Origin of the sequence: Micromonospora chalcea, assembly GCF_002926165.1 — a bacterium.
GTDB lineage: Bacteria > Actinomycetota > Actinomycetes > Mycobacteriales > Micromonosporaceae > Micromonospora > Micromonospora chalcea.
The window spans coordinates 68,749-92,538 of record NZ_MAGP01000057.1 but is presented as its reverse complement, the minus strand read 5'-3'; the positions used below and the strand labels follow the sequence as shown (position 1 = coordinate 92,538).

Annotated in this window: 21 protein-coding genes; 7 read left to right on the top strand and 14 right to left on the bottom strand. The window is 73.8% G+C overall.

Translation table 11 applies throughout. From position 1 onward, the window contains the following. Positions 1-5 precede the first annotated feature (5 nt). From BAW75_RS06700 to ettA, 4 genes are all read right to left on the bottom strand, one after another. Positions 6-590, bottom strand: coding sequence for a type III secretion system chaperone family protein (locus tag BAW75_RS06700; RefSeq protein WP_043328898.1), 585 nt, complete (start codon positions 588-590; stop codon positions 6-8). A 131-nt stretch (positions 591-721) separates the two neighbouring features. Next, complete coding sequence (locus tag BAW75_RS06695; RefSeq protein WP_104112976.1) at positions 722-1,387, bottom strand: DUF8185 domain-containing protein; 666 nt, start codon at positions 1,385-1,387, stop codon at positions 722-724. Further along, entirely contained in the window at positions 1,384-1,827 is a 444-nt protein-coding gene (locus BAW75_RS06690; RefSeq protein WP_043328894.1) for an acyl-CoA thioesterase, read from the bottom strand. Before BAW75_RS06690 ends, BAW75_RS06695 begins: the two co-directional genes overlap by 4 nt. Further along, positions 1,820-3,496, bottom strand: a complete 1,677-nt coding sequence (ettA, locus tag BAW75_RS06685) for an energy-dependent translational throttle protein EttA (protein WP_043328893.1) — start codon at positions 3,494-3,496, stop codon at positions 1,820-1,822. Before ettA ends, BAW75_RS06690 begins: the two co-directional genes overlap by 8 nt. A 213-nt stretch (positions 3,497-3,709) precedes the next feature. Between ettA and BAW75_RS06680 the strand changes: the two genes are divergently transcribed. The 4 genes from BAW75_RS06680 (at position 3,710) to otsB (ending at position 8,522) form a co-directional block, all read left to right on the top strand. Beyond that, complete coding sequence (locus BAW75_RS06680; RefSeq protein ID WP_043328891.1) at positions 3,710-3,994, top strand: hypothetical protein; 285 nt, start codon at positions 3,710-3,712, stop codon at positions 3,992-3,994. Continuing rightward, on the top strand, positions 3,991-4,383 hold the full coding sequence (locus tag BAW75_RS06675) for a hypothetical protein (protein ID WP_051611384.1): 393 nt from the start codon (positions 3,991-3,993) through the stop codon (positions 4,381-4,383). The genes BAW75_RS06680 and BAW75_RS06675 overlap by 4 nt, the downstream gene beginning before the upstream one ends. Before the next feature lie 141 nt (positions 4,384-4,524). Then, positions 4,525-5,925 carry an alpha,alpha-trehalose-phosphate synthase (UDP-forming) gene (locus tag BAW75_RS06670; RefSeq protein ID WP_043328887.1) on the top strand — a complete coding sequence of 467 codons (1,401 nt, stop codon included), beginning with the start codon at positions 4,525-4,527 and terminating at the stop codon, positions 5,923-5,925. Further along, positions 5,922-8,522, top strand: coding sequence for a trehalose-phosphatase (gene otsB, locus BAW75_RS06665; RefSeq protein ID WP_104112975.1), 2,601 nt, complete (start codon positions 5,922-5,924; stop codon positions 8,520-8,522). Before BAW75_RS06670 ends, otsB begins: the two co-directional genes overlap by 4 nt. Before the next feature lie 20 nt (positions 8,523-8,542). Here otsB and cobA read toward each other — a convergent pair whose 3' ends face one another. The 3 genes from cobA to cobC are packed head-to-tail and all read right to left on the bottom strand — an operon-like array spanning position 8,543 to position 11,933. Then, on the bottom strand, positions 8,543-9,784 hold the full coding sequence (gene cobA, locus BAW75_RS06660; RefSeq protein WP_104112974.1) for a uroporphyrinogen-III C-methyltransferase: 1,242 nt from the start codon (positions 9,782-9,784) through the stop codon (positions 8,543-8,545). Continuing rightward, positions 9,781-10,851, bottom strand: coding sequence for a nicotinate-nucleotide--dimethylbenzimidazole phosphoribosyltransferase (gene cobT, locus BAW75_RS06655; protein WP_104112991.1), 1,071 nt, complete (start codon positions 10,849-10,851; stop codon positions 9,781-9,783). Before cobT ends, cobA begins: the two co-directional genes overlap by 4 nt. After that, positions 10,851-11,933: an Rv2231c family histidinol phosphate aminotransferase CobC gene (gene cobC, locus BAW75_RS06650; RefSeq protein WP_104112973.1), complete on the bottom strand. Its 1,083-nt coding sequence runs from the start codon at positions 11,931-11,933 to the stop codon at positions 10,851-10,853. Before cobC ends, cobT begins: the two co-directional genes overlap by 1 nt. A gap of 121 nt (positions 11,934-12,054) precedes the next feature. Here cobC and BAW75_RS06645 point away from each other — a divergent pair, with 121 nt between their 5' ends. After that, entirely contained in the window at positions 12,055-14,187 is a 2,133-nt protein-coding gene (locus tag BAW75_RS06645; protein WP_104112972.1) for a transglycosylase domain-containing protein, read from the top strand. A 112-nt stretch (positions 14,188-14,299) separates the two neighbouring features. Here the strand turns inward: BAW75_RS06645 and BAW75_RS06640 are convergent, their stop codons facing one another. Further along, on the bottom strand, positions 14,300-15,670 hold the full coding sequence (locus tag BAW75_RS06640) for a cobyrinic acid a,c-diamide synthase CobB (protein ID WP_064448657.1): 1,371 nt from the start codon (positions 15,668-15,670) through the stop codon (positions 14,300-14,302). A gap of 134 nt (positions 15,671-15,804) precedes the next feature. On the opposite strand from BAW75_RS06640, the gene BAW75_RS06635 reads away from it, so the two are divergent. After that, complete coding sequence (locus BAW75_RS06635) at positions 15,805-16,629, top strand: SURF1 family cytochrome oxidase biogenesis protein (protein ID WP_104112990.1); 825 nt, start codon at positions 15,805-15,807, stop codon at positions 16,627-16,629. A gap of 10 nt (positions 16,630-16,639) precedes the next feature. Here the strand turns inward: BAW75_RS06635 and BAW75_RS06630 are convergent, their stop codons facing one another. From BAW75_RS06630 to BAW75_RS06615, 4 genes are all read right to left on the bottom strand, one after another. Beyond that, complete coding sequence (locus BAW75_RS06630; RefSeq protein WP_104112989.1) at positions 16,640-18,223, bottom strand: ATP-dependent DNA ligase; 1,584 nt, start codon at positions 18,221-18,223, stop codon at positions 16,640-16,642. A gap of 86 nt (positions 18,224-18,309) precedes the next feature. Next, on the bottom strand, positions 18,310-18,516 hold the full coding sequence (locus tag BAW75_RS06625) for a hypothetical protein (protein WP_030273275.1): 207 nt from the start codon (positions 18,514-18,516) through the stop codon (positions 18,310-18,312). A gap of 78 nt (positions 18,517-18,594) precedes the next feature. Then, the gene (locus BAW75_RS06620; protein ID WP_104112971.1) at positions 18,595-19,959 is read right to left on the bottom strand and encodes a dipeptidase; all 1,365 of its coding nucleotides are present in this window, start codon (positions 19,957-19,959) and stop codon (positions 18,595-18,597) included. 21 nt (positions 19,960-19,980) lie between these two features. Continuing rightward, positions 19,981-20,637 (bottom strand): uridine kinase family protein, encoded by a 657-nt coding sequence (locus tag BAW75_RS06615; protein WP_244206023.1) that lies wholly within the window; start codon positions 20,635-20,637, stop codon positions 19,981-19,983. A 111-nt stretch (positions 20,638-20,748) separates the two neighbouring features. On the opposite strand from BAW75_RS06615, the gene BAW75_RS06610 reads away from it, so the two are divergent. Beyond that, complete coding sequence (locus BAW75_RS06610) at positions 20,749-21,150, top strand: rhodanese-like domain-containing protein (RefSeq protein ID WP_013288093.1); 402 nt, start codon at positions 20,749-20,751, stop codon at positions 21,148-21,150. On the opposite strand, the gene BAW75_RS06605 is transcribed toward BAW75_RS06610, so the two are convergent. Next, entirely contained in the window at positions 21,144-22,727 is a 1,584-nt protein-coding gene (locus tag BAW75_RS06605; protein ID WP_104112970.1) for a cobyric acid synthase, read from the bottom strand. The two genes, BAW75_RS06610 and BAW75_RS06605, sit on opposite strands and share 7 nt — an antisense overlap. After that, positions 22,724-23,740, bottom strand: a complete 1,017-nt coding sequence (locus BAW75_RS06600) for a cobalamin biosynthesis protein (protein ID WP_402927562.1) — start codon at positions 23,738-23,740, stop codon at positions 22,724-22,726. Before BAW75_RS06600 ends, BAW75_RS06605 begins: the two co-directional genes overlap by 4 nt. Positions 23,741-23,790: the final 50 nt, after the last annotated feature.

The window sequence follows — 23,790 nt, the reverse complement described above, 5'->3', positions numbered from 1 at the left end:
GGCTCTCAGAGCAGCGCGCCCTCGTCGTGCAGCCAGTCGACGAACGTGGTGGCGACCGCGGCGCCGCAGTCGAGCATCTCGACGAGCAGCGCGTCGTGGGCCCCGGCGCCGAGCGGGACCTGGAGTTCGGCGTAGATCGGGAGCTGGCCGCGCTCGGTCGGGTCGCCGATGTACGCCTTGCAGAAGCGGCGGGTGTGGTTCCACTCGTTGACCACCCGGTACGCCCGGTCGGCCCAGTCCGGCGGGACGGTGGCGTGCGGGCGGGCCCGCATCACCAGGATCTCGTCCTCCGGGCCCTCCAGCGCGACGAGCACGGCGTGCCGCTCCCACATGGCCAGCAGATTGCCGCCGCCGTCGGCCAGGTAGCGCACGTCCAGCAGGTCGAGCGCGTCGCAGACCCGGCTCAGGGTGACCGGGGCGACAGTGGCCGGCATGTCCGCCAGGGCCGGGCGCTCGGGTGCCGGCGCGTCGTCTCCCGGCTGGCGCGGGGTAGGTGGCCCCACCCGGATGGTGTCATCCACTGTGACTCCGCTTCGAGTCTCCGGTTCGCCGCCAGCGGCGGGACCAGGGCGCCATGACCACCACGGCATCGCTCGCGCACCTCACTCCCCAGCGGATCCAATCGCCTACGGTGCGTTGGATCCGAGGAAGGACGGTACCCGGACAGGCGGCATGAGGCATCCCCCCAACGGCCGCCCCAAACCGGAAGGCCGATGATGGGTCATACTTTCGGCTGACCCCGCATCGGCCTGAGTGCAAGATCGGCGACGGTACGCGACCACACCGCCCCGAACGGACCGACGAGCCCGACCCACCGGCCGGCGACCCGCACCTGAACGTCGTCCTCGCCGCTACCGGCGAAGCCCATCCGGACCAGACCCTGCACCAGCCGCTGCGACACCTCCACCGGCGTGCGCGGGTCCTCGTCCGGCGTCACCACCACGGCGACGTGGTCCAGCAACGCGTCCCGCAGCACCCGCTGACCCACCGCGCGGCCGGCCACCCCGTGCGTGGCCGCCTCGCGCAGCGTCCCGGCCGCCTGCTCCGCGATCCGGCGCAACTCCGCGCCGGGCAGCGTCTCCACCACGCGGCTGGCAGCCGGTGGGAGCTGCCAGCGCCAGCCGTCGTCCCGCCGTACCGGCAGCGCCGCGCCCCCGGCGGAGAGTTCGGCCAGCAGCTCCCCCGCGGCCACCGTGACGTCACCGGGGGCGGCGCCGGGCACGGTACGGACCACGAGCACCCCCCAGGGCAGCCGCGCCCAGAGCGCCGTACGCCCGGCGCCGGGCACCGGCCGCAGGCGGACCACCGTGGCCGGGTCGAACCGGACCAGCCGGGCCAGGAAGGCCCCCGCGTCGGCCACCCCGGTCAGCCCGTGCCCGGTCGTCATCCGCTCAGCCCCGGCGCGTAGCGGAGCAGGAACGCGCGCTCGTCCGGCGAGATCCGGCGTGGCCGCTGGGCGGCGAGGTCGAACGGCACCAGCACCGACCGGGCGGTGCTGGCCAGCGTGTCGCCGTCGTACAGCTCGTAGGCGACCGAGAACGAGGCGTTGCGGATCTGGTCCACCCACAGCTCGATCCGCACGGTCGGGGCCGCCTCCGCGCTGGCCCGGCCGAGCGCGTAGTCGACCGGGCGCAGATAGTCGACCTCGTGCCGGCGGATGACCACCCCGTCGGCGAACGAGCCCACTCCCCACGCCCGGCCACCGGCGAACATCATCGCCACCCGGGCCTCCTCGTAGAGCGTGAGGAAGCGGGCGTTGTTGACGTGGCCGTACGCGTCCAGGTCGGACCAGCGCAACGCGCAGTGGTAGACGAAGCGGTCAGTCACGGGTGAGCTTGCGGTAGGTCACCCGGTGCGGCCGGGCCGCCTCGGCGCCGAGCCGGTCGATCTTGTTCTTCTCGTACGCCTCGAAGTTGCCCTCGAACCAGAACCACTTCGCCGGGTTCTGGTCGTCGCCCTCCCAGGCCAGGATGTGCGTGGCGACCCGGTCCAGGAACATCCGGTCGTGGGAGATGACCACGGCGCAGCCGGGGAACTCCAGCAGCGCGTTCTCCAGGCTGGACAGCGTCTCCACGTCCAGGTCGTTCGTCGGCTCGTCGAGCAGGATCACGTTGCCGCCGATCTTCAGCGTCAGCGCCAGGTTGAGCCGGTTGCGCTCGCCGCCGGAGAGCACCTTCGTCGGCTTCTGCTGGTCCGGCCCCTTGAAGCCGAACGCCGCGATGTACGCCCGGGACGGCATCTCGACCTTGCCCACCATGAGGTGGTCCAGCCCGTCGGAGACGACCTCCCAGACCGTCTTGTCGCCGTCCAGGCCCTGCCGGTTCTGGTCGACGTACGACAGCGAGACCGTCTCGCCGACCCGGACCGAGCCGCTGGTCGGCTGCTCCAGCCCGACGATGGTCTTGAACAGCGTGGTCTTGCCGACGCCGTTCGGGCCGATGATGCCGACGATGCCGTTGCGGGGCAGCGAGAACGACAGGTCGTCGATCAGCACCCGGTCACCGAACGCCTTTGTCAGGTTCTGCGCCTCGATGACGGTGTTGCCCAGGCGCGGGCCCGGCGGGATCTGGATCTCCTCGAAGTCCAGCTTCCGGGTCTTCTCCGCCTCGGCGGCCATCTCGTCGTAGCGGTCCAGGCGGGCCTTGGACTTGGTCTGCCGCGCCTTGGCGTTCGAGCGGACCCACTCCAGTTCCTCGGACAGCCGCTTCTTCATCTTGGCGTCGCGGCGTCCCTCGACGGAGAGCCGGGCGGCCTTCTTCTCCAGGTAGGTGGAGTAGTTGCCCTCGTACGGGTAGGCCCGGCCGCGGTCCAGCTCCAGGATCCAGTTGGCCACGTTGTCCAGGAAGTACCGGTCGTGGGTGATCGCCAGGACGGTGCCGGCGTACTTGGCCAGGTGCTGCTCCAGCCACTGCACGCTCTCCGCGTCCAGGTGGTTGGTGGGCTCGTCGAGCAGCAGCAGGTCCGGCGCCTCCAGCAGCAGCTTGCACAGCGCGACCCGGCGGCGCTCTCCACCGGAGAGCTTGGTGACGTCGGCGTCCGGCGGCGGGCAGCGCAGCGCGTCCATCGCGAGTTCGAGCTTGGAGTCGATGTCCCACGCGTCGGCGGCGTCCAGCTCCTCCTGGAGCTTGCCCATCTCCTCCATCAGCTCGTCGGAGTAGTCGGTGGCCATCTGCTCGGCGATGGCGTTGAACCGCTCCAGCTTGGCCTTGGTCTCGGCGACCGCCTCCTCGACGTTGCCGAGGACCGTCTTCTCCTCGTTGAGCGGCGGCTCCTGCGCGAGCATGCCGACGGAGTAGCCGGGCATGAGCCGGGCCTCGCCGTTGCTCGGCCGGTCCAGCCCTGCCATGATTTTGAGGAGGCTGGACTTACCGGCGCCGTTCGGACCGACCACCCCGATCTTGACACCCGGCAGGAAGTTCAGCGTCACGTTGTCGAGCACGACCTTGTCGCCGTGCGCCTTGCGCGCCTTGTCCAGGACGTAGATGAACTGGGCCACGGTGCGGGCTACCTCCGTCGGTTGCGTTCGCGGGCTTGTCGGGTGCGGGGCGCGGGCGTCGATCTCCGCCCGCCGCCGCCGGCCGGGAGCCGGCCGCACGCACGCCGCCGTCAATCCTGACAGGTACGGACCGCCACGCCCACATCACCCCACCCCAGGGGTACGGTGGCGCGCCTCCTTGCCGGCGCGGGTATGACTGAATAGCCTTGGCGTATGACCAAGAAGATCGCCGTGAGCCTGCCGGACGACGTCGCGGAGCGGCTGGCCAAGGAGCCGAACGTGTCCGCCTTCGTAGCGCGCGCCGTGCGTCGGCAGATGGCCGGCGAGCAGACGCGGGTGCTGCTCGCTCGCGCCGGTGTCACGATCACCGACGAGGACGTGGCCCGGGCCCACGCGGAGATGCAGCAGCTCACCGCGAGTATCACGCCCGAGCTTCGTGAGCGGGCCAGCCGGCTCCAGTCGGAGGTCCTTGCGGCCAGGGCGAAGGCGCGGCGGTGACGCAGTTCGGCCTGGCGCTCGACACGGCCGCGCTGCTGGCCTATGCCTCGGGCGCCAAGGACGTCGGTGCGAGGATCGCCGAGGCCGCCGACTACGCGCGTGACGTGCTGGTGCCCGCCCTCTGCCTGGCGCATGCCCATCAGCAGGCCACGGCTCCGCAGTGGGAGCTTCTGGAACTGCTGGCCGCCCTGCCGCAGGTGCAGATCACCCCCGTGGAACCTGACATGTGCGCCTACCTCGGAGGCTGGTCGCGGCGGATGACCGGGCGGATGGATCTCGCGCAGCTGGCCATGGAGGCCGCCGCCAATCCGCTCGTGCCGATCGTGACGGACCGGCGGGAGCTGCTCGGTGAGGTGCTGCCGAAGGAGTGGCCGATCATCGACCTCTGAGCCACCGGTGTCGACAAGATCACGCGGTGGGTTCGGCGGTTCTGGGACGGGTAGGTAACTCCGGCACGGGGGAACAGAGGCCGCAGCTACGCTCAGTACGCTCATCGCGGTGGACCCGTCAGTACCCGGAGGTGGCCGATCGTGACCGTCCGTAGCTCCTTTGTCGTAGTGGCCAACCGCCTGCCGGTCGACGAGGTGAGCACACCCGAGGGGCGGCAGTGGCGGCGCAGCCCGGGCGGGCTGGTGACCGCGCTGCACCCGGTGCTCGCCGAGCACCAGGGCACCTGGGTGGGGTGGGCCGGCGGCACCGGCGCCGCGCCCGAGCCGTTCGACCTGGAGGGCATCCGCCTGCACCCGGTGCCGTTGAGCGCCGAGGAGCTGGAGCGCTACTACGAGGGCCAGTCGAACGCGACGATCTGGCCGCTCTACCACGACGCGGTGGAGACACCCGCGTACAAGCGGCGCTGGCGCGAGGCGTACCGGTTGGTGAACGCCCGGTTCGCGGAGGCCGCGGCCGACGTGGCGGCCGAGGGCGCCACGGTCTGGGTCCAGGACTACCAGCTCCAGCTGGTGCCGGCGATGCTCCGCGAGCTGCGGCCGGACCTGCGGATCGGCTTCTTCCTGCACATCCCGTTCCCGCCGATCGAGCTGTTCATGCAGATGCCGTTCCGCACCGAGATCCTGCGCGGCCTGCTCGGCGCGGACCTTGTCGGTTTCCAGCAGCGGCTGGCGGCGCAGAACTTCGTCCGGCTGGCCCGGCACCTGCTCGGCCTGCGCTACGAGGGCCAGATGATCCAGGTCGACGGCCGGCAGGTGAAGGCGGGCGCGTTCCCCATCTCGATCGACACCAAGGAGATGGAGCGGCTGGCCGAGGACCCGGCGATCCAGGCCCGGGCCAAGCAGATCCGCGAGGAGCTGGGCAACCCGAAGACGATCATCCTGGGCGTCGACCGGCTCGACTACACCAAGGGCATCGAACTCCGCCTGAAGGCCTTCCGCGAACTCCTCGCTGACGGAAAGTTGACAGTTCCGGACGCGGTTATGGTGCAGGTCGCCACGCCCAGCCGCGAGCGTGTGGAGCACTACCAGGCACTTCGGGTGAAGGTGGAACGCGAGGTTGGCCGGATCAATGGTGAATTCGGCCGGGTCGGCGTGCCTGCAGTGCATTATCTGCATCAGTCGTACAGTCGCTCCGAACTGGCCGCGATGTACGTCGCGGCCGACGTCATGATGGTGACCCCGCTGCGAGACGGAATGAATCTGGTGGCCAAGGAGTACGTCGCATCGCGCGCCGACCAGGGCGGCGCGCTCGTGCTCAGTGAGTTCGCCGGCGCTGCCACCGAGCTGCGCCAGGCGTTCCTGTGTAATCCGCACGACCCGGACGCGGTGAAGGACGCGTTGCTGCGGGCCGTGCATGTCGAAAAGCCCGAAGCCCGCCGCCGGATGCGCGTCATGCAACGCCATCTGCGCAGCCACGACGTGGGCCACTGGGCCAAGTCGTTCCTCAGCGAGCTCGGCGTCGGAGATACGGAGGCTGCGTGACCTCGCCCGCCCTCGCCGCCGCACACGGCGGCGTGCTGGATCCCGAACTGCGTGCCGCGATCGGCCGCATCGCCCGGGTTCCGCAGCTTCTGGTCGCCTGCGACTACGACGGCACGCTCGCGCCGATCGTCGAGGACCCGAGCAAGGCCGTTCCGCTGCCGGAGTCGGTGGCCGCGGTACGCGCTCTGGCCTCGCTGCCGCAGACCAGCGTCGCGGTGGTCTCCGGCCGCGCGCTGCGCGACCTGGCCACGCTCTCCCGGCTGCCCAGCGAGGTGCACCTCGTCGGCAGCCACGGCTCGGAGTTCGACATCGGCTTCGTCGAGCGCCTCACCCACGAGCTGATCGCGGTCCGGCACCGGCTCCGCGAGGCGCTGCGGGAGATCGCCGCCGAGCATCCGGGCATCCGCCTGGAACGCAAGCCCGCCAGCGTCGCCGTGCACACCCGCGGCGTCGACCCGCACACCGCCGCCCGGGCCGTCGAGGCGGTCCGCAACGGGCCGGCGACCTGGGACGGCGTGACGGTCACCCAGGGCAAGGAAGTCATCGAGCTGTCGGTGGTGGTCACCAACAAGGGCACCGCGATCGATCAGCTCCGGACCCAGCTCGCCGCCAGCGCGGTGCTGTTCATCGGCGACGACGTCACCGACGAGAACGCGTTCGGCAACCTGACCGGGCCGGACGTCGGCATCAAGATCGGCCCCGGCGAGACCCGCGCCGACTACCGGGTGTCCGAGCCGATCGAGGCGGCCCGCGCACTGGGGCTGCTGCTGGAGACGCGGCGGCACTGGCTGTTCGGCGAGCGGGCGGTGCCGATCGAGCGGCACTCGATGCTCGCCAACGGCCGTACCGTCGCGCTCGTCACGCCGGAAGCGAAGATCACCTGGCTGTGTCACCCGAAGCCGGACTCGGCGGCGATCTTCGCCGACCTGGTCGGCGGCAGCCCGGCCGGGCACTTCACGGTCGGCCCGGAGCGCGGCGGCATCCCGCTCGGCCAGCGCTACCGCAGCAACACGATGACCGTCGAGACCCGCTGGTCCGGCCTGACCGTGACCGACTGGCTCGACCTACCGGTACGGCAGACCACGCCGGACGACCCGGCCGTGGTCAGCGGCGACTCCACACTGGTCCGGGTGCTCAGCGGCACCGGGCGGGCCCGCGTCGAGTTCGCGCCACGGCCCGAGTTCGGCCAGGTCGCGGTGCAGCTCCAGCCGCTCGACGACGGCCTGCTGGTGCTCGGCTCCAACGAGCCGGTCGCGCTGCACTCCCCCGGCGTCGAGTGGGAGGTCACAAACGACGCCGGGTACGAGACCGCGAAGGCGGTGGTCGACCTGTCGGCGGCCGGCGGCCAGGTGGTGCTGGAGCTGCGCTTCGGCACCCAGAGCCTGGAGCCGCACCGGCTGCCGGTGCACGAGCGGCAGGCCGCCGCCGAGCAGCCCTGGAAGGACTGGGTGGCCTCGCTGCGGCTGCCAGCCACCGCCCGGGACCTGGTCGCCCGCAGCGCGCTGACGCTGCGCGGGCTCTGCCACGAGCCCACCGGCTCGATCCTCGCCGCGGCCACCACGTCGCTGCCCGAGGAGCTGGGCGGTGTCCGCAACTGGGACTACCGCTACTGCTGGCTCCGGGACGCCGCGATGACCGCCCGCGCGCTGGTCGACCTCGGCTCCACCGAGGAGGCCGAAGGTCTGCTGCGCTGGATCGACGGCGTGGTCGAGCGCACCGGCGGGCACCCGGAGCGGCTGCACCCGCTCTACACGGTGGACGGCTTCGAGCTGGGCGCCGAGGCGGTCATCGACACGCTGCCCGGCTACGCCGGCTCCCGGCCGGTACGGGTCGGCAACCTCGCCAACCACCAGCTCCAGCTCGACGTGTTCGGCCCGGTCGCGGACCTGATCGCGGCAGTCGCCGACGCCCGGGGCTCGATCCGGGACGACGAGTGGCGGGTGCTGGAGAACATGGTCGAGGCGGTACGCCGCCGCTGGCACGAGCCCGACCACGGCATCTGGGAGGCCCGCCTCCCCCCGCGGCACCACGTCTTCTCCAAGGTCATGCTCTGGATGACTGTGGACCGGGCGCTGCACGTCGTACGGCGGCACGGCGGCGAGGACCGGCCCGAGTGGGTCGAGCTGCGCGACCGGATCGCCTCGAACGTGCTGGAGCACGGCTGGCACCCGGAGGCCGAGGCGTACAGCGTCGCCTACGGCTACGAGGAGATGGACGCCTCGTCGCTGTGGATCGGCATCTCCGGGCTGCTCGCCGGTGACGACCCGCGCTTCCTCTCCACCGTGCTCAAGATCGAGGCGGAGCTGCGCAGCGGGCCGGTCGTCTACCGGTACCACTGGGACGACGGCCTGCCCGGCCGGGAGGGCGGCTTCCACATCTGCACGTCGTGGCTGATCGAGGCGTACCTGCGCACCGGCCGCCGGAGCGACGCGGAGGAGCTGTTCACCCAGATGGTCGACACGGCCGGGCCGACCGGGCTGCTGCCGGAGCAGTACGACCCGCTGGCCGAGCGCGGGCTGGGCAACCACCCGCAGGCGTACAGCCACCTGGGCCTGATCCGCTGCGCCCTGCTGCTGGACAACATGCTCAAGCAGTAACGCCGTACGAGGGCGGAGGGTCAGGCGGGGGTCAGGGCGTGCACCACGTCGCCTACCACCACGATCGCGGGTGGGCGCAGGGCGGCGGCCTCGACGTCGGCGGCGACCGCGCCGAGCGTGGAGCGCAGCGTGCGCTGGGCCGACGTGGTGCCCTCCTGGATCACCGCGGCCGGGGTGTCCGCCGGCTTGCCGTGCGCGATCAGGGTGGCGCTGATCGCGGCGAGGTTCTTCAGCCCCATCAGGATCACCAGCGTGCCGCGCAGCCCGGCCAGGGCGTCCCAGCGCACCAGTGACGCGGGCGCGTCGGGCGCGAGGTGCCCGGAGACCACTGTGAACTCGTGCGCCACGCCCCGGTGCGTCACCGGCACGCCGGCCACCTCGGGCACCGCGATCGCGCTGGTCACGCCGGGCACCACAGTCACCGGTACGCCCGCCTCGGCACAGGCGAGCAGTTCCTCGCCGCCCCGGCCGAAGACGTACGGGTCGCCGCCCTTGAGCCGTACCACCACCTTGCCGGCCCGGGCCCGGTCCACCAGGATCCGGTTGATCTCCTCCTGGGCGCGCGACGGCCCGTACGGGATCTTGGAGGCGTCGACCAGCTCGACGTCGGGGCGCATCTCGTCCAGGAGCAGTCCGGGCACGAGCCGGTCGGCGACGACCACCTCGGCCTCGGTGAGCAGCCGCCATCCCTTCACGGTGATCAGCTCCGGGTCGCCCGGACCGGATCCGACGAGCGCGACGCGGCCGCCGGTGTCAACAGGGGTCCCTTCCTCTACCGCAGGCGTTAACGGGGGGCCCTTCCTTCCGAGCAGGGCGCGGATGGCGTCGCGGACGCCCATCGCGCGGCGGGGGTCGCCGCCGCCGAGGACCGCAACCGTCACCGGGCCGTGCCGGGTCACCGCCGGGGTCCACGCGCTCGCCGCCGTCCGGTCGTCGGCGCGTACGCAGAAGATCCGCCGCTCGGCCGCGGCGGCGCTGACCGCGGCGGCGGCGGTCCGGTCGTCCACCGCGACCTGGACCAGCCACGCGCCGTCCAGGTCACCGGGGGTGAACCGGCGCGGCTCCCAGTGCAGCCGCCCGGCGTCGACGTGGGCACGCAGCGCCGGCGTCAGTTCGGGCGAGACCAGCAGGACGTCCGCGCCGGCGTCGAGCAGCGCCGGCACCCGCCGGGTGGCGACCGCTCCCCCGCCCACGACGACCACGCGCCGCCCGTCCAGCCGCAACCCCAGGGGGTACGGGCTGGGCGACGTCGGTCCGGTCACTTCTCCGCCACCCCGGCGGAGTCGAACGTGGCGACTTCGTGCAGTACCCGAACCGCGCCGGTGACCACCGGCAGGGCGAGCAGCGCCCCGGTGCCCTCGCCGAGCCGCAGCCCCAGGTCGATGAGCGGCTCCAGTCCGAGGTGCCGCAGCGCCGCCGTGGCGCCCGGCTCGGCGCTGCGGTGCCCGGCCACCATGGCGTCCACCGCGTCCGGCGCGAACGCGGCGGCGGCGACCGCGGCGCTCACCGCGATCACGCCGTCGAGCAGCACCGGCACCCGGCGCGCGGCGGCGCCGAGGATCAGGCCGGTCAGCGCGGCGTGCTCCAGCCCGCCGACCGCCGCGAGGACGCCCAGCGGGTCGGCCGGGTCGGGCTCGTGCCGGGCCAGCGCGGCCCGCACCACCGCCACCTTGCGGGCGTACGTCTCGTCGTCGACCCCGGTGCCCCGGCCGGTGGCCGCCTCGGCGTCGACGCCGGAGAACGCGGCGATGAGCGTGGCGGACGGGGTGGTGTTGCCGATGCCCATGTCGCCGGTGAGCAGGATGCCCGCCCCGGCGTCGATCAGCTCGCCCGCGACCCGGATACCGGTCTCGACGGCCGTGCGGGCCTCGTCCCGGGTGAGCGCGGCGGTGACAGTCATGTCGCGGGTGCCGGCGCGGACGTTCGCGGACACCAGACGCGGCCCGGCCGGGTCGGCGGACTCGGCGCCGGGGATCGGGGTGGCCACGCCGACGTCCACCACCGTGACCGAGGCGCCGGCCTGGCGGGCGAACGCGTTCACCACGGCGCCGCCGGCCAGGAAGTTGGCGATCATCTGGGCGGTGACCTCCTGCGGCCACGGGGTCACGCCCTGGGCGTGCACGCCGTGGTCACCGGCGAAGATCGCCACCACGGCCGGCTCGGGCAGCGGCGGCGGGCAGGCGCCGGCCAGCCCGGCGAGACGTACCGAGAGCGGCTCCAGGGCGCCGAGCGAGCCCGCGGGCTTGGTCAGCCGCCCCTGCAACTCGCGGGCCGCCGCCATGGCGGCCTCGTCCAGCGGCCGGATCGCCGCGACTGTGGACTCCAGCATCATGCCTCCAGGATCCGTGCCAGCGTCTCGATGAACGCGTCTGTGGTGTCCCGGTCGCGTACGGCGATCCGGAGCCAGTCCGGGCCGAGCCCGGGGAACGTGTCGCCCCGGCGTACCGCCCAGCCGTGCGCGCGCAGCCGCTCGCGTACGTCGGCGGCGCGGGCGAGGTGGATCAGCACGAAGGCGCTGGCCGGGCGCCCCGCCACGCGTACCCCGGGCAGGCCGGACAGGCGGGCCACCAGATAGTCGCGGTCGGCGGCGAGTTGGGCGGCGATGGCGCGTTCGGCGGCGACGGCGGCCGGCGCGGCGCAGGCGGTGGCGGCGGCGAGCGCGGGGGTGGAGACCGCCCAGAGCGGCTGCGCGGCGGCGAACCGGGTCAGCAGCGCGGCGTCGCCGAGCAGGTAGCCGATCCGCAGCCCGGCCAGGCCCCAGGTCTTGGTGAGGCTGCGCACCACCACGAGGCCGGGCAGGTCGCGGCGCGCGGCGAGCGACTCAGGTTCGCCGTCGACGCCCGGCGCGGCGGTGGTGTCGGCGAACGCCTCGTCGACCACGAGCACCCGTCCGGGGCGGGCCAGCGTGGCGATCGCCCCCGCCGGGTGCAGCACGGAGGTCGGGTTCGTGGGGTTGCCGATCATGACCAGGTCGGCGTCTTCCGGGACGCGGGCCGGGTCCAGGCGGAAGCCGTCGGCCGGGTCGAGCAGCACCCGGTCCACCCGGTGCCCGGCGGCCCGCAGCGCGGCTTCCGGCTCGGTGAACTGGGGGTGCACCACGACGGGGTGGCGGACGCCGGACAACGCGCGGGCGATCAGGACGAAACCCTCGGCGGCGCCGGCGGTGAGGAGTACCTCTTCCGGGGGTCGCCCGTGCCGGTGAGCGACGGCGGCGCGGGCCGGCGCCGGGTCCGGGTACGCGGCCAGGTCGCCCAGCGCGGCGGTGACCGGGTCGGCCAGCCAGTCCGGCATCGGGGCGCGGCGCACGTTGACCGCCAGGTCGACCAGGCCGGGCGTGGCCTCGGCGTCCCCGTGGTGGCCCAGGTCGGGCGCCTTGGGCGCGGCGGCGCTCCCGGTCGATGGTGCGGGCATGTCCGCGATCCTGCCGGGTAGCCGCCGCCCGGGACAGCGCATCCCGGCGTGGGTCGCGTCACGGTCCGCCGGTTTATGAGTTCTTCTCATTTCCGAATCGGAAATGTCATAGCTTGACCCCGTGAGCAGTCGTCCCCTTGCTTCCGCTGGCCGTCTCGTTCCTCTTCTCCGCGCCGGACTGATCGCCGGCATCGTGGTCGCCGCCGCCCTGTATCCGCTGGTCGCCGTCACCGGCATCGGGGCCAAGGCCACCGCGCACGCGATCGAACAGAAGACGAGCATCCTCAAGACCGCGCTGCCGGCCGAGACCTCGTACGTCTACGCGCCGGACGGCAAGACGGTGCTGACGATGTTCTACGAGGAGTACCGGCAGTACACCAAGATCGAGAACATGTCGCCGAACATCCAGCAGGCGATCGTCGCCGCCGAGGACAACCGCTTCTACCAGCACCACGGCGTCGACCCGAAGGGCGTGGCGCGAGCTTTCGTATCCAACGCCCGGTCCGGCGGCGTCTCCCAGGGCGCCTCGACGCTCACCATGCAGTACGTGCGGATGGCGCTGCGGGACAGCGCGACCACGCCCAAGGAGGTCCAGGAGGCGACCCAGCAGACCAGCCTGCGCAAGGTCAAGGAGATGCGCATGGCGCTGGACATCGAGAAGCACCTGACCAAGGAACAGATCCTGGAGCGCTACCTCAACTCGGCCTACTTCGGTCACCGCGCGTACGGGATCTACGCCGCCTCGCAGATCTTCTTCTCCAAGACCCCGGCCACACTCACCCCCGTCGAGGCGGCCACGCTGGCCGGGCTGGTGAAGTCGCCGTCGGAGTACGACCCGATCACCTCCGACCAGAAGGAGGCCACCGGCCGGCGCAACTACGTGCTGGACAACATGGCCCGCCTCGGTTACCTGTCGCCCGACGCCGCCGCGGCGGCCAAGGGCCAGCCGATCAAGCTGAAGCTGACCGACCCGCCGAACGACTGCGCCGCGATCGACGGCGGGCACCGCAGCTGGGGCTTCTACTGCGACTACCTGAAGAACTGGTGGAGCGCCCAGCCCGCGTTCGGCGAGAACCGGCTGGAACGGATGGACAAGCTGCGCCGCGGCGGCTACCGGATCGTGCTCGCGCTCGATCCGAAGACGCAGGCCGCGGCGGAGAAGAACGTGGGCGCCAAGGACAACACCGGCAGCCCGTTCGCCAACGGCATCGTGGTCGCCGAGCCCGGCACCGGGCGGATCAAGGCGATGGCGGTGAACCGGAACTATTCGCTCGACCTGGCCGAGAACCCGAACAGCTCGAACCCGGAGGCAGGACCGAAGGTCAAGGCGAACTACCCGAACACGGTGGCGCCGCTGCTCGGCGGCGGGACGCTCCCGGGCTACCAGGCCGGTTCGACGTTCAAGATGTTCCCGATGCTCGCCGCGCTCAACGCCGGGATGCCGCTGTCCACCGCGTACGACTCGCCGTACCGGTACCAGTCGGCGGTCTACGACGGCTGGGCGCCGTCGAACGCCAGCGCCGCGATGACCGGGCGGCAGACCATGTGGTCCGGGTTCGGCAAGTCGGTGAACACGTACTTCGTCCAGCTGGAGGAGAAGATCGGCGCGGACGCCGGGGTGCGCCTGGCCGAGCAGTTGGGGCTGCGCTGGCGTACCGACGTGGACAAGGAACAGGCGGCGCCGGGGAAGGCGAAGAAGTGGGGCGCGTTCACGCTCGGCGTCTCCGACGCCACCCCGCTGGAGATGGCGAACGCGTACGCCGCCATCGCCGCCGACGGGCGCTACTGCGAGGCCATCCCGGTCAACGCGATCATGAACCGGGACGGCACACCGGCCACGTACAGCACGCCGGGCGGGGTGCAGCGGGAGGTCGCCAAGCCGCGGTGCCGCCAGGTGGTGAACGCGGACGCGGCCCGGGCCGCCACGGACGCGGCGCGCTGCCCGACCGGCGACACCCCGGCGAAGGGGAGCTGCGGCGGCTGGTCGACGGCCGACAGCGTCCGCGGCACCGTGGGCCGGCCGGTCGCCGGCAAGACGGGTACGACGGACAGCACCCGGTCGGCGTGGTTCGTCGGCTACACGCCGGAGCTGGCGGCGGCGAGTTTCATCGCCGACCCGGACAATCCGTTCAACGCGGTGGGTGACGGGCAGTCGCAGATCCCGGTGAACGCGGTGGCGCAGACCCTGCGGGATTCCCTGAAGGGTCAGCCGACCCGCCAGTTCACCCCACCCTCGGACCAGATAGTCGGCTGACCCGCCCCGATCCGCCCGGGGGTGCGCCCGGGTAGTCGATCAAGGAGTTTGCGTCCGGATCGCCTGATCCGCCGACGCGAGCTCCTTGATCGACGTTTCCGTCACCTTGCGGTCAGGCGGGCGCTGGCACGGGCGCCAGCGCGGCGGCCACCAACCGGGCCGCGACGTCCGGGTGCGCAGCCCAGTGCGGCACGAGCTGCGAGGCGTGCACGGCCTGCCGGACGAACCCCTCCGGGTTGCCGCCCTCCCAGCGCCAGGCCGGCCGCTCACCGGCCCGCGGCGTCAGCACTGCCGCGTGCTGCTTGTGCCCGGTCACCGTCGTACCGGCCGGGGCCACCACGCTGTCCGTGACCGCCGTGGCCGTGCGGTAGCCGACCACCAGGCCGTCCCGGACCGTGCCGACCGCGTCGAGCACGCCGCACATCGGCAGGCCGTCCAGCTCCCGGGCCAGCCAGAGCAGGCCGGCCCCCTCGGCGATCACCGGACGGCCCGAGCGGGCCAGCTCGGCCACCGCGATGCAGAGGCGGCGGTTGGCGGAGAGCTGCTCCGCGTACGTCTCGGGCAACCCGCCGCCGACGACGAGCGCCCGCGCCCCGGCGGGCAGCGCCTCGTCGCGCAGCGGATCGAGCGTGACGACCTCGGCGCCGGCGGCGCGCAGCAGCTCGGCGACCTCCGGGTGGCTGTAGGCGCCGGCCGGGCCGCCGGCCAGCGCGACCACCGGGCGCTCCGCCGACGCCGCCGGGGCGTCGGCCGGCTCCGGCGACCACGCCTGAACGGTGAGCGCCGGGGCGGACCGGGCCAGCACCAGCAGCCGGTCGAGGTCGACGGTGGCGGCCACCGCCTCCCCGAGCCGGCGTACGCCACGTTCGGCGTCGGCGTCGCCGCGCACCACGGGACCGGTGCCGTACCGCCGGGCGGGCAGCACCGGCGGCAGCTCGTGCCGGCGCAGCGCCCCGTAGACCGGCACGCCGACGTCGTCGAGCGCCTCGCGCAGCAGCGCCTCGTGCCGGGGCGAGGCCACCCGGTTGAGGATCACGCCGCCCAGCCAGAGCTCGTCGTCGTACGCCCGGAAGCCGTGCACCAGCGCGGCCACCGACTGGCCCATCGCGGCCACGTCCACCACGAGCACCACCGGGCTGCGCAGCGCCGTGGCCACCGCCGCCGTGGATTCGCTCTCCGGCCGCCCGGCGACCGAGTCGTAGAGGCCCATCGTCCCCTGCACCAGGGCGAACCCGGTCCCGGCCGCGCCGTGCGCGAAGAGCGGGACGATCCGCTCCGGACCGACCAGCCTCGGATCGAGCGTGCGCCCGGGACGGCCCGCGGCGAGCCCGAGGTACGCCGCGTCCACCTGGTCCGGCCCGACCTTGAAGCCGGCCACCGGGAGATCCCGGTCGGCGAGGGCCGCCAGCAGGCCGAGAGAGACGGCGCCGGTGCCGTGACCCGAGGAGGGCGCACTCAGCACGACGCGCGGCACGTCGGTCATCATCGACTCCTGATGTGGGTGGTTTCCGCCCGCGTGACCATACCCGTCCGGCCCGGCCCGCGACGTCCGCGCGTACCGCCGTTTCTGCCCGGCGACGGCGAGTGGCATCGCTCATACGGGTAGCCTTGGCCAACGTGTACCGGTTCCTGCTGACCCCGCGCTGGCTCGGCTACCTCGCGCTGACGCTCGTCGCCGCGACGGTGATGGTGTTCCTGGGCAACTGGCAGCTGGACCGCTACCGGGGCCGGACGGCGATCAACGACCGGATCGACGCCGGAGCCACCATGACGCCCGCGCCGCTGCGCGACGCGCTGCCCGCGCCCACCGGCGGCGCGGGTGCCGTCGGTCCCGCTCCGGCCGAGGATCTGACCTGGAGCCGGGTCACCGCCACCGGCCGGTACGACAGCGCGAACACCGTCCTGATCCGCGGCCGGACCGTCGACCGGACGGTCGGCTTCGAGGTGCTCACCCCGCTGGTGCTCGCCGACGGCAGCGCGGTGCTCGTCGACCGGGGCTGGATCCCGCCCGCCCCCGGGGCAGGCGCGACGGTCCAGCCGCAGGTGCCGGCGGCGCCGGGCGGCGAGGTGACAGTGACCGGCCGGGTGGTCGCCAGCGAGAGCGGCGGGGGCGGGGTCAGCCGGCGCGACGGGAAGCTGGAGGCCCGGCGCATCGACATCCCCCGCCTGGCCGAGCAGCTCCCCTATCCGGTGACCGGCGGCTACGTGCTGCTCGACGGGCAGACGCCGGCCGCCGACCCGGCGTTCCGGGCGGTGCAGATCGGGCACACGAACAACTGGCAGAACTTCGGCTACGTGTGGCAGTGGTGGATCTTCGCGGTGATGAGCCTGTTCGGCTACGGCTGGGTGGCGCGCCGCGAGGCCCGGCGCCTCGCCGGACTGGACAAGCCGGGCGAGCCGGTGGACCGGGCCGCCGAGCCGGCCGCCCCCACCTCCGCCTGAGCCGGACCGGTCAGCCGGTGATCCGGCCGGCGTGGATGGCGCGGACCGCGTCGATCGTGTCCGCCTCGGCGGCCGTCTTGTCGTGGCGGTAACGCAGCACACGGGCGAAGCGCAGGGCCATGCCACCCGGGTAGCGGCTACTGGTCTGCACCCCGTCGAAGGCGATCTCGACCACCTGCACCGGCCGGACCCGCACCTCCCAGTCGCCCTTCTCCACTGCGAGCGACAGGAACCGCTCGGTCTGCCAGCGCAGCATCTCGTCAGTGAGCCCCTTGAAGGTCTTGCCGAGCATGACGAACTCACCGGTTCGCGGGTCACGGGCGCCGAGGTGCAGGTTCGACAGCCACCCCTCGCGCCGGCCGCTGCCCCACTCGACCGCGAGCACCACCAGGTCGAGCGTGTGCCGCGGCTTGACCTTGACCCAGGCCGAGCCGCGCCGGCCGGCGTCGTAAGGCGCGGCCGGGTCCTTCACGACCACGCCTTCCTGCCCGGCGTCGACAGCCGCGGCGAACGCCGTGGCCGCCTGCTCCGCGTCGTCCACCTCGATCCGGTCGACCAGCAGCGAGGCGTCGACCGCGCGGGCCAGGGCCGCCCACCGCTCCCGCCCGGGCGCGTCGATCAGGTCGGCGCCGTCGAGGTGCAGCAGGTCGAAGAAGTACGGCGTGAGCACCGGCTCGCCGGTGCGCTCGGCGGCGGCCAGCACAGCGGGCGCGACCTGCGTCGGCCCGGTGGTGCTGGGCGTGGTGCGCCGGGCCGCCCGGCTGGACGTCTCCTGGAACGGCAGCGGCCGGCCGGCCGCGTCCAGCCCGATCGCCTCACCGTCGAGCACCAGCTCGCGGGCGGGCAGCGCGCGTACGGCCGCCACCACCTGGGGCAGCCGGCCGGTGATCTCGTCCAGGCTGCGGGTGAACACGGCGATGTCCGAGCCGGAACGGTGCACCTGGATGCGGATGCCGTCGAGCTTCACGTCGACCATCGCCGGCACGCCGGTGGCGGTGAGCGCCTCGTCGACGGAGGGCGCGCTCTGCGCCAGCATCGGCGCGAGCGGGCGGCCCACCTGGAGGCCGAACCCGGCCAGCGCCGGGGCGCCGCCGGTGAGCGCCGCGACCGCCACCGCGCGCAGGTCACCGGCGAGCAGCAGGGCACGCCGGACGGCCGCGACCGGTACGTCGGCGGCGCGCGCGACCGCGTCGGTCAGCAGCCCGGCCTGCGCGCCCTGCCGCAGCTCGCCCCGGAACAGGCCGGTCAGCAGGCGCTGCTCGTCGGCGGTCGCGGCGGCGAAGAGACGGCCGACAAGATCCCGCCGCCGGGCCTGCGAACCGGAGCCGGCGACGCGGGAGATCTCCTCGATCGCCGCGTCGACGGCGGCGACGGTGAGCGTCGGCTCGGCGGCCGGCGGCGGCAGGTCACGCAGGCCCGCCCAGCCGACACCGGTCTGACGCTGGCGCAGCTCACCGGCGAGATAGCCGGCGCCGGCCGGGATCTCGCCCGGCTCCAGCCCGCGCAGCGCAGCGGCCAGCAGCTCCACCTTGGCTCGTCTGCCGCTGGTGGCGCCGACCGCGGCCGAGGTGGCCGCCAGCTCCGCGAAACGCACGCCCATATCCTGCCAGTCACCTGCGACACCGGGGCCGATCCGGCGACCCGGCACACCACACGGGTGGCCGGGTCACCGGCAACCGGTCAGGCCGAGACCGGTTCCTCGATCCGCAGGCCGCGCCCGCGCACGCCCTCGGCGACCCGGGTGAGCAGCGCGTCGAGCGTGACCAGCGCGGCGGAGAGCTCGCCGATCTGTTCGTTGAGCGTGTCCTCGGACCACGCGGAGACGTCGACGTCCCCCAGAGCACGGACGGCGGCCTGAAGCCGCTCCATCTCGTCGTTCGTACGCATGTTCGAAAGGCTATAACACCCCGCCCGCCGACACACCACAAACTCCGACATCGGCCCCGAAGTTACGGTTTCGACACCTCAGACGCGGTTTCCGGCCTCCGCCACCCGGGCCAGCAGCAGCGCCTCGGCCAGGCACACCCGCGCGAACTCGCCCAGGTGCAGGCTCTCGTTCGGCCCGTGGGCCCGCGCGTGCGGGTCCTCCACCCCGGTTACCAGGATCGCGGCCTGCGGGAACATCTCCTGGAACGTGGCGATGAACGGGATCGACCCGCCCACCCCGATGTCCACCGGGTCGGTGCCGTCCCAGGCCGCCCGGAACGCCGACCGGGCCGCGTCGAACATCGGCCCGGAGGCGTCGATGACGCAGGGCGCGCCGTCGTGCTCGAACGTCACCGACACCTGCGCGCCCCACGGCGCGTGCCGCTCCAGGTGCGCGGTCAGCGCCGCGTACGCCTTCTTCGGGTCGTCGCCCGGCGCGAGCCGTACGCTCAGCTTCACCTTCGCGGACGGCACCAGCGCGTTCGGCGCCTCGCCGGTGGCCGGCGCGTCCACGCCGAGGATCGCCAGCGCCGGCTTGGTCCAGAGCCGGTCGGTGATCCGGCCGGTGCCGAACAGCTCCGCGCCGTCGACCAGGCCGGCCTCGGCGCGGAACCGGTCCTCCGGGTAGTCGACGCTGGCGCCCTCGCGGCCGACCAGTCCGTCCACCGCGACGTCACCGGCCTCGTCGTGCAGCGTGCCGAGCAGCTTCACCAGCGCGGTGAGCGCGTCCGGCACCGCGCCGCCGAACATGCCGCTGTGCACCGCGTGGTCGAGCGTGCGCACCTCCACGAAGCAGTTGACGATGCCGCGCAGCGAGGTGGTCAGCGCGGGCACGCCGACGTCCCAGTTGGTGGAGTCGGCGATCACGATGACGTCGGAGGCCAGATCGTCACGGTGCTCGGCGAGCAGCCGCTCCAGCGAGTCCGAGCCGTACTCCTCCTCGCCCTCGATGAACAGCACCACGCCGACCGGGAGCCGGTCGCCGAACGCGCGCAGCGCGGCGACGTGCGCCATGATGCCGGCCTTGTCGTCGGCGGCGCCCCGGCCGTAGAGGCGGCCGTCACGCTCCACCGGCTCGAACGGGTCCGACTCCCACAGCGACAGGTCGCCGACCGGCTGCACGTCGTGGTGCGCGTACATGAGCACGGTGGGCGCGCCGGGCGGGGCCGCCTTCGTGCCGATCACCGCGGGCTGGCCGCCGGACCGGACGATCCGCGTGTCGAGGCCACAGCCGCGCAGCAGCTCCGCCACCGCCTCGGCGGAACGCTCCACGTGCGAGTGGTCGAAGCCCTCGAAGGCGATGCCCGGGATGCGGACGAGTCGCTCGAGGTCGGCACGGACGCCGGGCAGTTCCCGCTCGACGGCGGCCCGCACCTCGGACTCGGAGAGGATCGGAGTGGTCATGACCGGAATCGTATGCTGGCCTTACCCCGCCACGTCGGCCGAGCCTGATCGCCAGCCGCCCACCCGGACGTAGTAGCGGTCCGCGTCGTGCGGCAGGTCCGGGGCACCGTCGACGACCAGGTCCACCGCCGCCGCGGTGCCGTCGGCGGTGAAGTGCGCCCGCTCCCCCGCGTGCCAGCGGCGCAACTCCGGCAGGATCTGCTCACCGTCGCGGGCGAGCGCCCGGCGCAACCGCAGCTCGGCCGGCGCGGTGACGAGCACCGACAGCGTCAGCTCGGGGCGTACCGCGGCGCGGGCGGCGCTCACCCCCTCGACGATCAGCACCGGACCGGCCGGCACCGGCACCACCCGGTCCAGGAAGCGCCGGCGCACCCAGCTGTAGCGGCGGTAGCCGCCCGCCCGGCCGGCCCGCAGCGGGCCGAGCACCTGCTCCTCCAGCCGGGTCCAGAACGTGAGCTGGTCGTCCCAGCCGTCGAGCAGGTCGTCGGTGTGCACCAGCGGCGGGCGCACGCCGCCCGCCCGCTCCGCGAGCGCGTCCGCGAGGCGCGTCGCGAACACGCTCTTGCCCGCGCCGCTGGGCCCGTCGACGGCCACCAGCCGGGTACGCCCCAACCGCGCCGGACCGGCCAGCACGCGGCGGGCCAACCCGGCGTACGCCTCGATCACGGCGACGTTCACCCGACCGACGCTAACGTTCCCCCGTCCGCTGGAACCTGCGACCCGGGCGGGCCGTTTCGGCGAGCGGTGACGTGGACGGCTGGGCATCATCGGGGGGTGCTCCATGACGTGATGTGTCCGGGCGTCGACGCCCTCCTGGAACAGGCCCGCGCCGGTCTCCGCCGGCTCACTCCGCACGAGACCGTCGAGGCGGTCCGAGGCGGCGCGCTGCTGATCGACACGCGTACCGAGGCGCAGCGCCGCGAGGAGGGTGAGCTGCCCGGCGCGATCGTCATCGACCGCACCGTGCTGGAGTGGCGGCTCGACCCGGCCAGCGCCTGGCGCATCCCCGAGGCCACCGGGTACGACCGCGAGATCGTCGTGGTGTGCCGGGAGGGGTACAGCTCCAGCCTGGCCGCCGCCAGCCTCCAGACGCTGGGGCTGCGGCAGGCCACCGACATGATCGGCGGGGTGCAGGGCTGGCGGGAGGCCGGGCTGCCGATGTCCGACCGCCCGGCCGACGTGCGCTACTGAACCGCGCGGTCGACGGCGGGCCGCCGGACGTCGCTCTGTGCCGGCGGCGCGCCGGGTGGCACGAACGGCAGTCCCGGCGGCGGACCGGACTCGATCAGCCGCCACAGCGCGTCCGTGTCGAGGTGTTCCTCCACCAGGTCGCCGAGCAGGTCCAGCGTCCGCTCCCGGGCCGCCGCGAAGGACGTGTCCGGCGCGACCTTGAAGCCGGTGCGCCCGGCCGCCGCCGCGACCTCGGTCAGGAAGCGGCGGCGGAACTCGTCGGAGGAGAACGTGCCGTGCCAGTGGGTGCCGTACACGGTGCCGAGGCGCGCGCCCTCGCCGGTGCCGTCGGTGTGACGGAGCAGCGGCGCGAGACCCGGGTCGGCGGCCGAGACGCGGCCGTGGTGGATCTCGTAGCCGCTCACCGGCACGTCTCCCGCGGCGCTGCCCTCGGCCCGGCGCACCGTCTTGACCGGCTCGAAAGTGATCTCGACGGGCAGCAGCCCGAGGCCGGGCACGGTGCCCGCGCGGCTCTCCACCGGGTCGTGGATCGCCCGGCCGAGCATCTGGAAGCCGCCGCAGATGCCGAGCAGCGGCCGGCCGGCGGCGGCGTGCGCCAGTACCGCGTCGGCCAGGCCGGTCTCCCGCAGCCAGGCCAGGTCGGCGACAGTCGACTTGGTGCCGGGGAGCACCACGAGGTCGGCGGCGGCCAGTTCGGCCGGTTCGACGGTGAGGCGTACCCGCACACCCGGCTCGGTGGCGAGGGCCTCGACGTCGGTGGCGTTGCTGATCCGGGGTAGCCGCACCACTGCCACGTCGAGCCAGTCGGTGCCCCGGGGCGCGGGCGGCCGGCCGAGCACCCGCCCGTACGCGAGCGAGTCCTCCGCGTCCAGCCACAGGTCCAGCGCCCAGGGCACCACCCCGTACGTGGGGCGGCCGGTGACCCGGCGCAGCATGTCCAGCCCCGGCTGGAGCAGCCCCCGGTCGCCCCGGAACTTGTTCACGACGAACCCGGCGACCAGCGCCTGATCGGCCGCGTCGAGCAGGGCGACGGTGCCGAACATCGAGGCGAACACGCCGCCCCGGTCGATGTCGCCGACCACGATCGTCGGCAGCCCGGCCGCACGCGCCAGCCCCATGTTGACGTAGTCGCCGTCACGCAGGTTGATCTCGGCGGGGCTGCCCGCGCCCTCGCAGATCACCACGTCGTACTCCTCGCGCAGCTCGGTCAGCGCCGCGTACGCGGTGGTGGCGAGCCGGGACCGCACCTCGTGGTAGTTGCCGGCGGTGACCGTGTCGACCGCCTCGCCGAGCAGCACCACCTGGCTGGCGTGGTCGCTGCCCGGCTTGAGCAGCACCGGGTTGAACCGCAGGTCGGCGTCGAGCCCGCAGGCGGCGGCCTGCATGGCCTGGGCCCGGCCCAGCTCCCCGCCGCGCCCGTCCGGCCCGACCACGACAGCGGAGTTGTTCGACATGTTCTGCGCCTTGAACGGCGCGACCCGGACGCCCCGGCGGCGCAGCCAGCGGCAGATACCGGCGGTGAGCACGCTCTTGCCGGCGTCGGAGGTGGTGCCGGCGACCAGCAGCCCGCCGCTCACCGCCCGCTCCCCCGACGGGCTGCCCGCATGAGGACGCCCAGCGCGGCCCGCCCGGCGGCACCGGCCACGCGCCCGACGGTCACCGGGTAGAGCGCGGCCAGGCCGAGCGCGGCCACGCCGACCGCGCCGGAGATCCGGGCGGCCCGCTTCAGGTGCCGCGCCTCGGGGCGGGGCCCGTCACCGAGGAACGGCCGGGTCTCCGCGCGGCCGAAGTAGACGTTGCGCCCGCCGAGCCGGACACCGAGCGCGCCCGCCATCGCCGCCTCGCACTGACCGGCGTTGGGGCTCGGGTGGTCGGCCCGGTCCCGCCGCCACACCCGCCAGGCGACGGCACGGTCCCCGTGCGCCGCCGGCGCGACCGCCACCGTGAGCAGCCCGGTCAGCCGGGACGGCACCAGGTTCAGCACGTCGTCCAGCCGGGCCGCCGGGGTGCCGAAGCGGGCGTACCGGGGTGAGCGGTGACCGACCATCGCGTCGAGCGTGTTGGCCGCCCGGTAGCCGAGCAGGCCGGGCAGGCCCGCGACCGCGCCCCAGACCAGCGGGGCGACCACGGCGTCCGAGGTGTTCTCGGCGACCGACTCGACCGTGGCGCGGGCGAGTTCGGACTCGTCGAGGGCGGACGGGTCCCGCCCGCAGAGGTTGCCGAGGCGGGCCCGGGCGGCGGGCAGGTCGGCCCGGCCCAGCGCCCGGGCCATCACCCGGGACTCGTGCCGCAGCGTGCGCCCACCGAGCACCGTCCAGGTGCCGGCGGCGACCAGCGCGGCCCGGGCCACCGGATGACGGCGGGTGGCCAGCGCGGCGGCGGCGCCGAGCAGCACCGGCGCGCCGACCGCCACCGCCGTGAACGCGGCCCCGGCCGACCGGTCGGGACGGTAGAGCCGCTGTTCCAGGGCGCCGGCCGCCCGACCGAAGCCGGCCACCGGATGCCACCGGCGGGGGTCACCGAGCAGCGCGTCGAGCGCGTAGCCCGCCACCAGTCCGGTCGCGTTCGCCATGGCGGTCGCCTGCCGCACCCGCACCACCTCCGGCCGGCCAGCCTAGTCGTACGCGGGGTGGAGACGCC

Coding starts and splice junctions, on each gene's coding strand:
- BAW75_RS06700 (WP_043328898.1), bottom strand. CDS start 590: ATGCCGTGGTGGTCATGGCGCCCTGGTCCCGCCGCTGGCGGCGAACCG.
- BAW75_RS06695 (WP_104112976.1), bottom strand. CDS start 1,387: ATGACGACCGGGCACGGGCTGACCGGGGTGGCCGACGCGGGGGCCTTC.
- BAW75_RS06680 (WP_043328891.1), top strand. CDS start 3,710: ATGACCAAGAAGATCGCCGTGAGCCTGCCGGACGACGTCGCGGAGCGG.
- cobT (WP_104112991.1), bottom strand. CDS start 10,851: ATGCTGGAGTCCACAGTCGCGGCGATCCGGCCGCTGGACGAGGCCGCC.
- cobC (WP_104112973.1), bottom strand. CDS start 11,933: ATGCCCGCACCATCGACCGGGAGCGCCGCCGCGCCCAAGGCGCCCGAC.
- BAW75_RS06640 (WP_064448657.1), bottom strand. CDS start 15,670: ATGACCGACGTGCCGCGCGTCGTGCTGAGTGCGCCCTCCTCGGGTCAC.
- BAW75_RS06625 (WP_030273275.1), bottom strand. CDS start 18,516: ATGCGTACGAACGACGAGATGGAGCGGCTTCAGGCCGCCGTCCGTGCT.
- BAW75_RS06620 (WP_104112971.1), bottom strand. CDS start 19,959: ATGACCACTCCGATCCTCTCCGAGTCCGAGGTGCGGGCCGCCGTCGAG.
- BAW75_RS06610 (WP_013288093.1), top strand. CDS start 20,749: ATGTGTCCGGGCGTCGACGCCCTCCTGGAACAGGCCCGCGCCGGTCTC.